This window comes from Arsenicitalea aurantiaca (assembly GCF_003994485.1).
GTDB lineage: Bacteria > Pseudomonadota > Alphaproteobacteria > Rhizobiales > Devosiaceae > Arsenicitalea > Arsenicitalea aurantiaca.
On record NZ_RZNJ01000004.1, the window covers coordinates 356,651 to 371,185 of the forward strand.

Here is a 14,535-nt window from a genome sequence, read left to right on the forward strand (position 1 = left end):
ATCTTCTCCGCATAGCCTAACCACTTGCGCCCCCGCGGCAAAGCCGCGTTTGGCTGGCATTTGAACGATCCCGTTACACGGAAACTTAAAGCCTGCGCGCGTAGAGATACGGGCCTGTATCGAGCGTATCGGGGATGAACCGGAAAGATGGCTTGGCCTGAGCTTGGGGTCCTGCGCGCCCGGCGCCCCCGCCGCTTCATCGGAGCGCAGTCGGGCAGCGTGGCGGTGATCTTCGCGCTGACCCTGCCGGTGATCCTGGGGGTGAGTGCGCTCGTCGCCGAATATGGCGCGGGCCTCATCGACCACAGCGAAAATCAGCGCATCGCCGATCTGGCCGCCTATGCCGGCGCGCTCGCCTTCAGCGCGACGAGCGATGAGGATGCAATGGATGCGGCCGCCCGCGCCATCGTCACCGCCAATGGCCGCGATGGCGCGACCGCGGTGGTCGAGCTCGTCAGCTCGCCGCGCTCCGCCGACAACCAGGCCGTCCATGTCCGGGTGAATTCTGAGAACCGGCTGATCCTCGCGACCATCCTTCCGGGCGTCGCCGATACCCTTGCCATCCGCGCCGAGGCCTTCGCCGAGCTCGGTTCGGCGCCCCGTCAGATGGCCGGCTGCATCCTTGCGCTCTCGGGCGTGCAGAGCGGCGTCACGCTGACCGGCGGTACATCCATCGTCGCCCATGACTGCGCGGTCTCGTCCAACAACACGGTCACCGTGCCGTGCGGCACCGGGATCACGGCCGCCATGGTCAACTACAATTCGGGCACGCCGCCCAATGTGGGCTGCAACGGCATCAGCGGGCCGGTCAACCGAGCCGCAACGGAAGATCCGCTCGCCGATGCCAGCGGCGTCATCCTCGCCCAGCAGCGCATGCCGACGGTCGCCGCCCTCACCGGGCCCGCCGCCCCGGCGGCCCCGCTCGCGCCAACCGTTCCCAACGGGACGAACGTCAACCTCGCCTGGAACAGCCAGAGCGGCGTGCCGAGCGGCTGCACTGCCGTCTGGACCACGACGCCCTCCGCGCGCTGGACGATGAGTTGCAATTCCGGCCAGACCTATAATTTCGGCAATTTCACCATTGGCGGTGGCATCCAGCTCGTCTTCCAGACGAATGGAGCCCAACCCACGACCTATAATTTCACCGGCACCCTGCAGACCGCCTCGACGATGAGTTTCGGCAACGGAAACTACAATTTCCGCGCCAATCTGCAGACCGCGGGCACCACCACTTTCGGCAATGGCAACATCCATGTCGGCGGCAATCTGCAGCTCACGGGCACCAACACCTTCGGCAATGGCAACAAGACCGTCGTGGGCAATTTCACCACCAGCGGCGGGGGCGTGCAGAGCTTCGGCACGGGCAATGTGCATGTGGGGGGTGATTTCACCCTCAACGCCTCGGGTGGCCACACGTTCGGCGCCGGTAATTTCACACTCGCCAAGGGGCTGCGCACCGGCGGTGGTACGGTCAATACCTTCGGCGCCGGCACCTATCGCATGGGCCGCAACGCGTCCGACTGTTCCGGGGGCGGGCTCGTCAGCATCTGCAATACCTCAACCCTCACCATTGCCGGGCCGAGCACCTTCGAGCTCCATTCGGGCTTTTTCAATACCGGCGGAGCGCGGCTCAATCTCGGGGTCGGCACTGCATCGAGCTTCTGGTTCGGCCCCTCGAGCAGCGGCCAGGCCATCCGCCAGGGCGGCGGCGCCATCACCGTCATGGGCGACCAGACGACGCCTGCGCCCCGTTTCGAAATGGCGGGCCATGTCGATGTTGCCTCGGGCGGGGGCAGCTGCCTCACCATTCCGGCGGCAGCCCATCACGATATCAGGGGCGATTTCACCTCGGCCGGCGGCACCATCATGGGCGCCGGCGTCTATACGATCGACGGACATTTCGCTCTCGGCGCCAATGGCGGCGGCGCGGTGACATGCAACGGCACGAGCGTCGGGCTCCATGGCACCGGCGTCACCATCGTCCTTTCGGGGCGCACCACCTCCACCTCCTGGGCCTGCCAGAACCAGGTCTTCTGCGTCACCGCCGGCTATTCCAACGTCCGGCTCCTCGCGCCCACCACCGGGCCTTATACCGGTCTTGCCGTCGTTGGTCCCACCGATCCCACCATCACTCATGGCGCCGTGTTCAGCGGGGGCGCCGATGCGGTGCTCTCGGGCGCCTTCTACCTGCCCAACGGCCCGATCAGCATGACCGGCGGCGCGAGCATTGGCGGGGCGGGCGGGGCCGAACGCTGCCTCCAGCTGGTGGGTTCGCGCATCACGCTCGAAGGGGGCACCACGGCAGCCTCCGAATGCGTCCTCGCCGAGGCCGAGGGCGGCGCCAATGGCGGCAGGGTGAGGCTCGTCCAATGATTTCCCGCAGGCGTTTTCTTCGGGACGAGGCGGGCGTTTCGGCGATCGAATTCGCGCTCATCGCGCCCGTCCTCTGCCTCATCTTCGTTGCGACGCTCGATCTCGGCGGCGCGCTCTACACGCGTTTCGAGCTCAACGAGGCGGTTTCGGCGAGCGCCGCCTATGCGCTGGTGCAGGGCGAGAGCGTCACCGCTACCGATGTGGGCGACTACGCCACGGCCGTCGCCGCGGTCGCCGCCAACAGCCGCGGCACCGGCTGGGCCAATGTCACCGTCACCGTCAACAATGGCGCGACCCGCACCGTTGCGGGCGGCAACCCCGCCGCCAGCGGCAGCACCGCCACGGCGGACAATTGCTACTGCCCCCGCGCCGACGGCACCATCAACTGGACGAGCACCGTCGCCTGCGCGACCCAGTGTACGGGCACCAATCTCGTTTCCGGCAAGTTCGTCGAGATCGAGGCGCGCCGTTCCTATCAGCCGATCTTTGCCGGATATGGCATCGTCGATGGTGGGGAAATCCCCGTGAGCGCGGTGGTGCAGGTGCAGTGATCCGGCGCCAAAAATTCCTCCTCGACCGGACGGGCGCAAGCGCGGTCGAGTTCGCGCTCATCATCGGCCCGCTCCTGCTGCTGCTGTTCGGCTCGATCGAGTTCGGCCGCTATCTCTGGACGCGCCAGGCGCTGCAGGAAACCGCCATTGCCGGCGCGCGCTGCCTCGCCGTGCCCCAGTCCGAATGCATGCTCTCGGGCACTTACAATGCCGCGACCGCACGCACCCATGTGCAGTCGATCGCGCGCGGCTGGGGGATCGCGCTCGCCGATCAGGGCGTCACCCTCGAGCCCGACGTGTCCTGCGCCGGAACGAGCGGGTTCTCGCGCGTTGTCGTCTCGGCGCCCTTCAACTCGCCCGTGCCCCAGGTGATGACGGCCCTGACCGGGGCCGAGACCATTTCGGCCAGCGCCTGCTTTCCCAACGTGCCCGAGGCGGGCTGATCCCGACGCCTAGTCCGAGATCCTCCGGACGCTGCCCGGGCTCACCGCCCCGCCGCCATGCGAAGAGGCGATCGCGGCAAAACAGAGCGCAAGGCTCGAAAGGTTCTCGCGTGCCCCGTTGATCGGAGTTCGCCCCGCTTCGATGGCGGCGGCGAGTTCCCCCATCGCCCCTGCGAACCCGTCATTGAACCAGCGCCCACCGAGCGCCGGAACGCCGACACCCTCGGCGGTATGGATTTCCACCACCTGGTCGGCGAGATCGGGGCCGGTGCTGATCAGCGCGCCCTCGGTGCCCGAAATGAAGCTCGTATGAAGCGCGCCATGGACCGCATGCGCATCGAAGACCAGCGACGCCTGCCCGCCGGGAAACGCCACCAGCGCCTGCGCCAGCATGGGCGGCGCCATCTCCTGACCTGCGGCGCGGGCCCGGGTGGCATAGACGCTGGTCGCCGTCTCCCCGATCAGGGAGCCGAGGAAATCGAACCAGTGGATGGCAAAATCATAAAAGACGAGATCGTCGATCTCCTCGAACCGGGTGCCCTTGGTCCAGCTATGGTCCCAATGCACTCCCAGATGCACGCTCTGCAGCGTGCCGATCAGCCCCCGCCGCACCGCTTCGCGCATATAGGCGAAATAGGGTGCCCAGCGCCCGTTCTGGTTGACCGCCAGCACAAGCTCCTTGTCTTCGGCCAGCCGGCAGAGCCGCTCCCCGATATCGAGGTCGGTGACGAAGGGCTTCTGGCTGAGGACGTGCTTGCCCGCTTCGAGCGCCTGTTCGATGAGCTCCACCCGCGCCTTGGGGTGGGTGGTGATGTCGACGATATCGATGTCCTCGCGCCCGAGCACGGCAGCGAGATCATCGGTCGCTTCGGCATCGGGAAAATACTCGTCCCGCCGCGCTTCTGCCCGGTCGGCGTGCCGGTCCATGATCACCGCGACGTCGAACCCGTGGTCGCGATAGGCTTCGAGATGTGCATGGGCGATGCCGCCTGCGCCCACGAGCCCGATCCGGGGCCGCCAGGTTTCCGGGTGGGGCGGGCGATAGGGCAGGTCGGGCGCCGCGATCCGCGGCACCTCGCTGCTGGCGATCGCGTACTGGCTGTCCTCGGCCATGTGTCTCGTCTCGTTCATCCGATCAGCTCCAGCGTGCGCCCTTCCCGGGCCGAGAGGAGGGCGGTGTCGACGATCCGCTGGGCGATCCGGCACAATTGGGGGTCGAGCGGACCGGTCACGGGCGCTCCCGTATCGAGGCACGCGAGGACGTGTTCGATCGGCCCGCGATTGGGGGCGGCGATCACGTCGACGGGCAGGGTATGGATTTCCGGCCGCGCCCTGGTCTGCAGCGCAATGGTCTCTTCATAGTCATAACTCGCGATGGTGCCTTCGGTCCCGACGACGACGAACCCGCATTTGGGCTGCGGCTGGGTCAGCCAGGGGTCGCTGAACGTGCCCCAGCGCGTCTCGAACTTGGAGAGCCCGGTGTCGTAGCGCGCAATCGTGATCGAATGCTCGTCCACTTCGAGCCCGGGCGTCTGGTCGACGACGCTGGTCACGGCAATCGGCGCGCGCCCATCCATGAACCAGGTGCCGAGCGTCGCCCCATAGCCCAGATAATCGAGCAGGCTCCCGCCGCCGGTTTCCTCCCGATACCACCAGGACGAGGCCTTTTCGACGATCGCGGCATCCTCGCTTACCTCCTCCTTGTCGGCGCGATGGTAGAGCGGCCCGCGATTGCCATCATAATAATGGATTTCAAGCACCTCACCGATGGCGCCCTCATCGATCAGGCGCTTGGTGGTGATGTGGGGCGGATACCAGGCGAGCGGCCAGTTGATGACGAGCCGGTTGCCATGGGTCGCCACCGCCTTCAGCATCCGGTCGGCGTCCGCCAGCGACGCGGCAAAGGGCTTTTCGACGAGGATCGCCGTGCCGTAGGGCGCAACGCGCTCGACATGGTCGGCATGCTCGGCGGTCGCCGGGCAGAGGATGACGAGGTCCGGCCGGCTTTCCTTCATGCACCGGTCGAGATCGGTGAAGACGCGCTCGGGCGGCACCGAGAAATTGGCGATGGCGTCCTGCATGCGGGCGGGATCGGCATCGCAGAGCCCCACGATCTCGGCGTCCTCGTGCGCGAAAACCTCGCGCAGGAGATCCCCCATATGCATGTGGTCGAAATTGATCCCTGCGACACGCCATCTCTTCATGCCCTGCTCCCTTTCATGGTCTCTTCGCGTGCCCAGAGGGCGGCTCCGGCAGCGCCGGCCTGCTCCACCTCCGCCCGCACGATACGAGGCTGGAACGCGCCGAATACGATGCTGTTCGCCCGCACCGCTTCACGGAGCGGTGAGAGAAGCACCTCTCCCGCCGCCGCGACGCCACCGCCGACCACGACGCAGGAAATATCGGCGATCTTCATCACATGGGCGATGCCGAGCCCCAGAACATGGGCGACCTGCGCATAGATCTCCTCCGCTTCGGGCTCGCCCGCAGCCGCCGCCCGCGCCACCGCATCGGCATCGAGCCGCGCCGGTTCGTTGCCGATTAGCTCGCGCAAAATCGGCATGCGACCCTGCAGCAGCGGGCGCAGCGCGGCCGCAGCGATCGCCGAGCCCGACGCATAGGCCTCGATGCAGCCCCGCGCCCCGCAGCCGCATCTTGCCCCGTGGGGATCGTAGGTGATGTGGCCGAATTCGCCCGCCATGTGGTTGGGCCCGAACCGGAGCGCGCCTGAAAGCACGAGCCCGCCGCCCACCCCGGTGCCGAGCGTGATCGCGAGCAGGTCCGCCACCCCGCGCCCGGCGCCAAGCCGGGATTCAGCGAGCGTATAGGCGCGTGCATCGTTGATGATGTGGACGGGCAGGCGCACGAGGGCTTCGAGCGCCGCGGCGAGCCGGAAATTCTGCCAGGAGCCGGAGAAATTGGGCAGCAGCACGATCCGCCCGCCCTGAAGGTCGAGTACGGCGGGGATGCCGACGCCTACCGCAAGGATGTCATGGCCGGCATGGATGGCCGCGGCCCGCGTTTCGGCGATCGCCTCCGCAATTTCCGCGAGCACCGTTCCCACCTGCCTGTGCCCACCGGTGGGGCGGCTGATGACGTCGCGCGGGCCGCCCTCCGCGCCGAGCCAGCAGATCTTGTAGCGCGTGCCCCCGATATCGACGCCGATCGTCGCGGGCAGGCGCCCTGATGGGGTGGACTGGGTCAATTCGTGGCCCTTGCCTAAACGCCGGTTCCGAGACTATAAAGGTACGGACCACCGGATGTCCAGACCAAGAGCTGAGCTCATGTTGCCGCCCGATCTGCGCAGCGCAATCGATCCCAAGGCCCCGCTGCCGCTCTTTGTGCAGATCAAGGAAGCACTCCTCCACGGCCTGCGCAATGGCGCCTGGGATGCGGAAAGCCCGATCCCCTCCGAGCGCCAGCTGATGACCGAGCTCGGCGTCTCGCGCGCCACCGTGCGCCAGGCGATCCAGGAGCTCGAGATCGAGGGCTGGCTCGTCCGCCGGCAGGGGCGGGGGACCTTTCCTCATGCCCCCAAGGTCGAGCAGCGCCTCGAGCTGCTTGCCGGCTTCTCCGACAATATGCGTGCCCAGGGGCTCGAACCGTCCTCGCGGCTCGTCGGGCGCCGGCTCGCCAATGCCGATCCGCGCGTCGCCCGCGCCCTCGGCATCCTGCCGGGCGCGCCCGTCGCGCTCATCGAGCGGGTGCGGCTCGTCAATGCCGATCCGCTCCTTTACGAGATCTCGGCGATCAACGAGGCGCTCGCGCCAGACCTCCTCGAGCAGGATCTCTCGGGCTCGCTTTACGCCCTGCTCGGCCGGCGCTATCGCCTCGTCCTCGCCCATGGCGAGGAGACGCTCGAAGCGGTCGCGGCCGATCGCGATCTCGCCCGCCATCTCGACATCCCCGAAGGCAGCCCGCTCGTCTACACCGAGCGCACCGTCTCGACAGATCGCGGGCAGGCCGTCGAATTCACCCGCCGCTGGGGGCGCGGGGACAAATCGAGCTTCCGCGTCACCCTTTCGGGCGGCAACACCCAGATCACCCGCAAACACGATTGAGCCCATGGATACCAAACCGGCCCTTGATTACCTCGACGCCGCCGACGCTCTGATGAAGCGGGTGCGCGAAACCCAGATGGACGCCATCGTGCAGGCGGCCGAATGGTGCGCCGCCGCCATCGCCAAAAGGGGGCTCGTCCACCTCTTCGGCACCGGCCATTCGCGCATGGCGGTGGAGGAGGTGTTCCCCCGTTATGGCAGCTTCCCCGGCTTTCACCCCATGGTCGAATTGTCCATGACCAATCATACCCAGGTGGTCGGCTCCAACGGCCAGCGCCAGGCCATGTGGATCGAACGTCAGGAAGGGTTCGGGGAGGTCATCCTCTCCAATTTCGTCTTCCGCGAACATGACGTGATGATCGTCTTTTCGACCTCGGGCACCAATGGCGTCGTGGTCGATATCGCGCTCGGCGCCAAGAAGCGCGGCATGAAGGTCATCGCCATCATCGCCGCCGAATATTCGGCGCTTCTGAAGAGCGGCCATTCCTCCGGCAAGAAACTGTCCGACGTCGCCGATCTCGTCATCGACAATTGCGCGGTGCCCGGCGACGGCATGGTCGACGTGCCCGGCGTCGACGTTCCCGTCGGCCCCGGCTCGACCATCGGCAACACTGCCGTCGTCAACGCGCTCAAGTGCCTCGTCGCTGCAGACCTTGCCCAACGCGGGCAGATGCCGCTGGTGCTGGCCAGCGCCCACACCATGGGCGCCGAAGCCTCCAAGCAGCGCTTCGAGGATGCCTATAACGATTATCGCGACCGGGTGAAGATCGTCTATGGCGGCTGATCGGGAAAGCGTCGCGCTCGTCACCGGGGGCTCGGGCATCGCCGCCGCCACGCTGCGGCTTCTGGCGGGGGAGGGGCATCGGCTCGCCTGCGTCGACCGAAGCGATCAAAACCTCGCCGCGCTTTCGGCCGAACTCCCTGATCTTCTGACCATCGAGGCCGACCTCACCGAAAAGGGCAGCGCCGATCGCGCCGTCGCCGAAACGCTTGCGCGCTTCGGCCGGCTCGACATCCTCGTCAACGTCGTCGGCATTTCCGGGCGCCGCTTCGGGGACGGGCCGGCTCATGAATGCACCGATGAGGGGTGGGACGCGGTGATGGACACCAATGCAAAAACCACCCTCGCCATGTGCCGGGCCGCGCTCCGGCCGATGATGGCGGCGAAATCGGGCAGCATCGTCAACACCGCCTCGGTGCTCGGCTACGCGCCGTCGGCGCTCTTTGCCACCCACGCCTATGCGGCGAGCAAGGCCGCCATCATCGGGCTCACCCGCGCCATGGCTGCCTATTACACCACCCATGGCATAAGGGTGAATGCGGTGGCGCCCGGGCTCATCGAAACCCCGATGAGCCTCCGCGCCCAGTCCGACGAGACGACCATTCAATACATGAAGATCCGCCAGCCCCTGACCGGCCGGTTCGGCAAGGCCGACGACGTGGCAGAGGCCATCGCCTATCTCGCAACGGACCGCGCCGGCTTCGTTACGGGCAGTGTCCTCGAAGTCGCCGGCGGCTGGGGAGTGGCAGGATGAACAGCATCGATTACCGGGCGGAGCTGCCTGAGCTTGCCGAATGCGACGTCTTGGTCGTCGGCGGAGGCAGCGCCGGTTCGGCCGCCGCCATCGCCGCGGCGCGCCAGGGCGCGCGCGTGGTGCTGGTCGAGCGTTACGGGTTTCTGGGCGGCACCGGCGTCATGGTGCTCGACACATTCTATGGCTTTTACACCCCCGGCGCGGTCGAGCGCAAAGTCGTCGGCGGCATCCCCGACGAGGTGATCGCCGGGCTCGAAAAGCGCAAGATGGTCTTGAAGCGCCCGAACACCTATGGCGCCGGCGCCGGGCTCACCTATGATCCCGAAACGCTGAAAGTCGTCTGGGACGAACTTGCCGCCGGTGCGGGCGTCTCGGTGCTCTTTCACGCCTATTTCCTCGATATCCTGAAAGATGGCGATCGCCTCGCCGGCATCGTCGTCGGCACGCCCAAGGGGCCGCAGGCGATCCGCGCAAGGATCATTGTCGATAGTTCGGGCGACGCTCATGTCGCCGCCCGCGCCGGCGCGCCCTTCGAGGATGCAGGCGCGCTCGGCATCGCCCAGTCCCTCACCACCACCTTCAAGATGATCAATGTCGACGTCGCGCGCGCCAAGGCGTTTCCCAAGGCCGAGATGTGGGCGCTGATGGCCGAGAAATCGGATCGCTACCGTCTGCCCCGCAAGGAGGGCAGCGCTCACATCACCCCGCATGAGGGCGTCATGGTCACCAACATGACCCGCGTCGGGGGCGTCGACGGCACCGAAATCGTTCAGCTTTCCGCCGCCGAGCGCGAGGGCCGCGCGCAGGCGCTCGAATACGCGCGCTTCCTCAAGGCCGAAGTGCCCGGCTACGAAAACGCGGTGCTGGGCGGTCTCGCCACCCAGATCGGCGTGCGCGAAACCCGCCGCATCAAGGGCCGCTACTGGCTGACGCGCGAGGATGTGCTGTCGGCGGCAAAATTCGACGATGCCATCGCCCAGTGCGGCGCCCCCATCGAGGAGCACCATGCCGGCGGCGATACGCGCTGGGAATACGTGCCCGATAGCGGCACCTATGACATCCCCTATCGCGCGCTCCTGCCGCAACAGGTCGATGGCCTCATCGTCGCCGGCCGCTGCCTCAGCGCCTCGCATGATGCGCATGCGAGCGTGCGCTCGATAGGCCAGTGCCTCGCCATGGGCCAGGCCGCGGGCGTCGCCGCCGCGCTCTCGGTCGCGAACGGCGCCGAACCGTCCCAGATCGATCCGAAAACGCTGCGCACCCGCCTCCTTGAAATGGGAGCGATCCTCTCATGATCATCCGCACCGTGCTGGGCGACATCGCCCCCGAAACCCTCGGGCTGACCCTCGGGCACGAGCATGTCTATGCCGTGCCGCCCGAAGACGTCGCCGATCCCGACCTCCGGCTCGACGACCCGACAAAAGCCGAGGACGAGCTCTCACGGTTCAAAGCCGTCGGCGGCGGCGCGCTGATCGAAATGACGACCGTGGACTATGGTCGCGATCTCGAGACCCTCGCCGATCTCTCCCTGCGCTCGGGCGTCCACATCGTCGCCGCCACCGGCTACAACAAGGGCAAGTTCGCCGACCGGCTGAGCGCCGCGCGATCGACCGCCGAGATCGCCGACTGGATGGCGTCCGACGTCGCCAATGGCGCCGGCCCGCGCAAAATCCGCTGCGGGGTGATCAAGGCCTCCTCCAGCCTCGATGGTCCGGGGGAAAACGAGGCCCGCGTCTTCGAGGCCGCCGCCATCGCCCATCTGCGCACCAATGCGCCCATTTCGACCCACACCGAAAAGGGCACCTGGGCCATCGGCCAGGTCGAGCTCCTCGCCCGCCATGGCGTAGCGCCCGACCGCATCCTCCTCGGCCATCTCGATCTCAAACCCGATCTGCCCTATCTCCGCGAAGTCGCCGCCACCGGCGCCTATTTCGGGTTCGACCAGTTCGCCAAGGCCAAATACCTCCCCGATGCCGAGCGCGTCCGGCTGATCGTCGAACTTTTCGCGGCCGGCGCCGGCCCGCAGATCCTCATCGCAGGCGACATGGCGCGCCGCTCCTATCACGAGGCCTGGGGCGGCGGGCCGGGCTTCGCCCACATCCCCCGCACCATCGTCCCCGCCCTGCGCGCGGCAGGGCTCGGAGAGGGTGACATCGATCTGCTTCTCCGCGACAATCCGCGGCGATTCCTCGCCTTCACCCCCGCCTAGGAGCGCAGATGCGCATCGCCAATGACGAGCTCAGCGTCGAGATTTCCCCGCTCGGCGCAGAACTGCAATCGATCACCGGCGCCGACGGGGCCGAATGGCTCTGGCATGGCGACGAGACCTTCTGGAAAGGCCGTGCGCCGCTCCTCTTCCCGGTCGTCGGCAAGAGCCCGGCCGGCCACGTCTCGATCGCGGGCGAGCGCTTTCCCATGGCCCCGCATGGCTTCACGCGCACTGCGGTCTTTGCCCCGCTCATTGCCGATAAGACGCGCTGCAGCTTCGTCCTCTCCGACACCGAAGCGACCCGCCAGAGCTTCCCCTTCGCCTTTGCCCTCACCGTAACCCACGCCCTCGAAGGCAGAACGCTTGCAACCGAGGTGGTGATCGAGAACCGCGACGCGGTGCCCATGCCCTTCGGCTTCGGCTTTCATCCGGCGCTCCGCTGGCCCCTGCCGGGCTCCGAGGGCCGCCTCCACAGGGTCACCCTCGAAAGCGGTGGCGCGCCCGAAATGCGGCGGGTGGACGGGGAGGGGCTCCTGAGGCGGGGCCACATCTATCCAAGCCCATTCGTAAAAGGCGTCCTCGAGCCCCGGCACGCCCATTTCGCCGAGGATGCGATGATCTTCCCCGATGGCGCGGGGCCGGGCCTCGTCTTTTCAGCCGAAGGCGGGCGCCGGGTGCGGTGCGGGTCCGAGAACCTGCCCGACCTCGCCCTCTGGACCAAGCCGGACGCACCGTTCCTTTGCATCGAGCCCTGGCACGGCACTGCGCCTGAGGCAGGAACGGGCGATGCGCTCGAGGACAGGCCCAACACCATCCTGCTCCCGCCCGGGGAAACGGCGCGCTTTGCCATGCAGATGACGTTCGACTGACGACCACCGGCCAAAAGAAAAGCCCCGGATCCATCGGATCCGGGGCTCTTTTCGTCAAAGATCGGGGCTCAGGCCTCGACGGCCTCTTCGCCCTTCTTGATCTCCTGGCCGGTCGCCTGGTCGACGACCTTCATGGAGAGGCGGACCTTGCCCCGCTCGTCGAAGCCGAGAAGCTTCACCCACACCTTGTCGCCTTCCTTGACCACGTCCGTGGTCTTGGCGACGCGCTGCTCGGCGAGCTGCGAGATGTGCACGAGGCCGTCCTTGGCCCCGAAGAAGTTCACGAACGCGCCGAAATCGGCCGTCTTGACCACGGTGCCCTGGTAGATGGCGTTGACCTCGGGCTCATCGGTGATCGACTTGATCCACTTGATGGCCGCATCGATCGCCTTGCCGTCCGAGGACGAGACCTTGACCGTGCCGTCATCATTGATGTCGACCTTGGCGCCGGTCTTCTCCACGATCTCGCGGATCACCTTGCCGCCCGAGCCGATCACTTCGCGGATCTTGTCGGTGGGGATGGTGATCGATTCGATGCGCGGGGCGAACTCGCCCACTTCCGAGCGGGCCGAGGTGATGGCCTTGGCCATCTCGCCCAGGATGTGCTCGCGACCGCCCTTGGCCTGCTCGAGAGCGACCTTCATGATCTCCTCGGTGATGCCGGCGATCTTGATGTCCATCTGGAGCGAGGTGACGCCCTTTTCGGTCCCGGCGACCTTGAAGTCCATGTCGCCGAGGTGATCCTCGTCCCCGAGGATGTCCGAGAGCACGGCGAACTTCTCGCCTTCGAGGATCAGCCCCATGGCGATGCCGGCCACGGGCCGTGCCATCGGCACGCCCGCATCCATCAGCGCAAGGCTCGTGCCGCAGACGGTCGCCATGGACGAGGACCCGTTGGATTCGGTGATCTCGGAGACCACGCGGATCGTGTAGGGGAACTCCTCGGCTTTCGGCCGCAGCGGGTTGATGGCGCGCCACGCGAGCTTGCCATGGCCGATCTCGCGACGGCCGGGCGATCCCATGCGACCCGCTTCACCGACCGAATAGGGCGGGAAGTTGTAGTGCAGCATGAAGTTCTGCTTGGAGGTGCCTTCGAGGCTGTCGACGAACTGCTCGTCATCCCCGGTGCCGAGCGTCGCGACGACCAGCGCCTGCGTCTCGCCGCGGGTAAAGAGCGCCGAGCCGTGGGTGCGCGGCAGGATGCCGACTTCCGAGACGATCGGGCGGACGGTCTTGAGGTCGCGTCCGTCGATGCGGTGGCCGGTGTCGAGGATGTTCCAGCGCACGATCTTGGCCTGGAGCGACTTGAACACGCCCCCGATCTGCTCGGCGGTGTAGACGCCGTTCTCGACCTGCAGGGCGAAATGATCCTTCACCTTCTGCTTGGCTTCGTCGACGGCTGCGTAGCGCAGCTCCTTCTTGGTGTTCTGGTAGGCGGCGCGCAGATCCTGCTCGATGAAGCCGAGCATGGCGGTTTCGAGCTCGGAATGATCCTCAGGCTGGAAGTCGCGGGGCTCCTTGGCGGCAAGCTCCGCGAGCTTGATGATCGCCTCGATCACCTTGCGGCTCTGGGCGTGGCCGAACATCACGGCGCCCAGCATCACCTCCTCGGAAAGCTCGTGGGCTTCCGATTCCACCATCAGCACGGCGTCGGCGGTGCCGGCCATGACGAGGTCGAGCTTGCTCTCGTCGCGCCGGTCGACGGCGAGGTTGAGCACGTATTCGCCGTCCACATAGCCCACGCGCGCTGCGCCGATCGGGCCCATGAAGGGCACGCCCGAAATGGTCAGCGCGGCAGAGGCCGCGACCATGGCGAGCACGTCGGGATTGTTCTCGAGGTCATGCTGGAGAACCGTGATGATGACCTGGGTCTCGTTGCGATAGCCCGCGGGAAAGAGCGGGCGGATCGGACGGTCGATGAGCCGCGAGGTCAGCGTCTCGGCTTCGGTCGGGCGGCCTTCGCGCTTGAAGTAGCCACCGGGGATCTTGCCGGCCGCGAAGTATTTTTCCTGGTAGTTGACGGTCAGCGGGAAGAAGTCGATCCCGGGCTTGGGCGACTTGGCGCTGACGACGGTCGCGAGCACGACGGTCTCGCCGAGCGTCGCGAGCACGGCGCCGTCCGCCTGGCGGGCGATCTTGCCGGTCTCGAGCGTCAGCGGCTGGCCGCCCCAGTTCAGTTCTACCTTGTGGTGATCAAACATGTCATGTCTTTCCATTCTGCCGGAACGACTGGCACGCGCAACGCGTAGCCGATTGCGCGATCGTTCCGCTGCGCCAGCCCCGTCCCCGCACCCCATGTGCGGCCCGGGCTCAAAATCGGCGCTGTGTGTTGCCGGCGCCCGCCGGCTCTGGCGGGCGCGGAACATGGACAAGACGATGAGCCGTTCACCTTGCCCCCGGAGAGGCTGCGCCGCAGGGCGCATGAACGGCCGATGATCTCGCCATGCTCCGCATGACTGTCCGGCCTACGCTTGGCCCTTGAGGAGCTGTTCGG

General features: G+C 66.9%; 13 protein-coding genes. 9 read left to right on the forward strand and 4 right to left on the reverse strand.

The features are described 5' to 3' along the window. Nucleotides 1-147: 147 nt before the first annotated feature. The 3 genes from EMQ25_RS12990 to EMQ25_RS13000 are packed head-to-tail and all read left to right on the forward strand — an operon-like array spanning nt 148 to nt 3,367. The gene (locus tag EMQ25_RS12990; RefSeq protein ID WP_127189006.1) at nt 148-2,373 is read left to right on the forward strand and encodes a pilus assembly protein TadG-related protein; all 2,226 of its coding nucleotides are present in this window, start codon (nt 148-150) and stop codon (nt 2,371-2,373) included. Then, nucleotides 2,370-2,924 carry a TadE/TadG family type IV pilus assembly protein gene (locus tag EMQ25_RS12995; RefSeq protein WP_158626076.1) on the forward strand — a complete coding sequence of 185 codons (555 nt, stop codon included), beginning with the start codon at nt 2,370-2,372 and terminating at the stop codon, nt 2,922-2,924. Before EMQ25_RS12990 ends, EMQ25_RS12995 begins: the two co-directional genes overlap by 4 nt. Further along, nucleotides 2,921-3,367 (forward strand): TadE/TadG family type IV pilus assembly protein, encoded by a 447-nt coding sequence (locus EMQ25_RS13000; protein WP_127189008.1) that lies wholly within the window; start codon nt 2,921-2,923, stop codon nt 3,365-3,367. The genes EMQ25_RS12995 and EMQ25_RS13000 overlap by 4 nt, the downstream gene beginning before the upstream one ends. Before the next feature lie 9 nt (nt 3,368-3,376). Here the strand turns inward: EMQ25_RS13000 and EMQ25_RS13005 are convergent, their stop codons facing one another. Genes EMQ25_RS13005 through EMQ25_RS13015 form a run of 3 tightly spaced genes read right to left on the reverse strand, consistent with a single transcriptional unit; the run spans nt 3,377 to nt 6,572 of the window. Further along, nucleotides 3,377-4,498 carry a Gfo/Idh/MocA family protein gene (locus tag EMQ25_RS13005; RefSeq protein WP_127189009.1) on the reverse strand — a complete coding sequence of 374 codons (1,122 nt, stop codon included), beginning with the start codon at nt 4,496-4,498 and terminating at the stop codon, nt 3,377-3,379. Continuing rightward, on the reverse strand, nt 4,495-5,571 hold the full coding sequence (locus EMQ25_RS13010; protein WP_127189010.1) for a Gfo/Idh/MocA family protein: 1,077 nt from the start codon (nt 5,569-5,571) through the stop codon (nt 4,495-4,497). The genes EMQ25_RS13005 and EMQ25_RS13010 overlap by 4 nt, the downstream gene beginning before the upstream one ends. Next, nucleotides 5,568-6,572, reverse strand: a complete 1,005-nt coding sequence (locus EMQ25_RS13015; protein ID WP_127189011.1) for an ROK family protein — start codon at nt 6,570-6,572, stop codon at nt 5,568-5,570. The genes EMQ25_RS13010 and EMQ25_RS13015 overlap by 4 nt, the downstream gene beginning before the upstream one ends. A 55-nt stretch (nt 6,573-6,627) precedes the next feature. Between EMQ25_RS13015 and EMQ25_RS13020 the strand changes: the two genes are divergently transcribed. The 6 genes from EMQ25_RS13020 to EMQ25_RS13045 are packed head-to-tail and all read left to right on the forward strand — an operon-like array spanning nt 6,628 to nt 12,041. Further along, entirely contained in the window at nt 6,628-7,428 is an 801-nt protein-coding gene (locus EMQ25_RS13020; protein WP_127189012.1) for a GntR family transcriptional regulator, read from the forward strand. Between the two features lie 4 nt (nt 7,429-7,432). Further along, on the forward strand, nt 7,433-8,212 hold the full coding sequence (locus EMQ25_RS13025) for a sugar isomerase domain-containing protein (RefSeq protein WP_127189013.1): 780 nt from the start codon (nt 7,433-7,435) through the stop codon (nt 8,210-8,212). Next, on the forward strand, nt 8,202-8,963 hold the full coding sequence (locus EMQ25_RS13030) for an SDR family NAD(P)-dependent oxidoreductase (protein WP_127189014.1): 762 nt from the start codon (nt 8,202-8,204) through the stop codon (nt 8,961-8,963). Before EMQ25_RS13025 ends, EMQ25_RS13030 begins: the two co-directional genes overlap by 11 nt. Beyond that, nucleotides 8,960-10,258 (forward strand): FAD-dependent oxidoreductase, encoded by a 1,299-nt coding sequence (locus EMQ25_RS13035; RefSeq protein ID WP_127189015.1) that lies wholly within the window; start codon nt 8,960-8,962, stop codon nt 10,256-10,258. Before EMQ25_RS13030 ends, EMQ25_RS13035 begins: the two co-directional genes overlap by 4 nt. Then, nucleotides 10,255-11,172 (forward strand): phosphotriesterase family protein, encoded by a 918-nt coding sequence (locus EMQ25_RS13040; RefSeq protein WP_127189016.1) that lies wholly within the window; start codon nt 10,255-10,257, stop codon nt 11,170-11,172. Before EMQ25_RS13035 ends, EMQ25_RS13040 begins: the two co-directional genes overlap by 4 nt. 8 nt (nt 11,173-11,180) lie before the next feature. Then, nucleotides 11,181-12,041: an aldose 1-epimerase family protein gene (locus EMQ25_RS13045; RefSeq protein ID WP_127189017.1), complete on the forward strand. Its 861-nt coding sequence runs from the start codon at nt 11,181-11,183 to the stop codon at nt 12,039-12,041. Nucleotides 12,042-12,109: 68 nt separating this feature from the next. Here EMQ25_RS13045 and pnp read toward each other — a convergent pair whose 3' ends face one another. Then, the gene (gene pnp / locus EMQ25_RS13050; RefSeq protein WP_127189018.1) at nt 12,110-14,242 is read right to left on the reverse strand and encodes a polyribonucleotide nucleotidyltransferase; all 2,133 of its coding nucleotides are present in this window, start codon (nt 14,240-14,242) and stop codon (nt 12,110-12,112) included. Between the last annotated feature and the right edge of the window lie 293 nt (nt 14,243-14,535).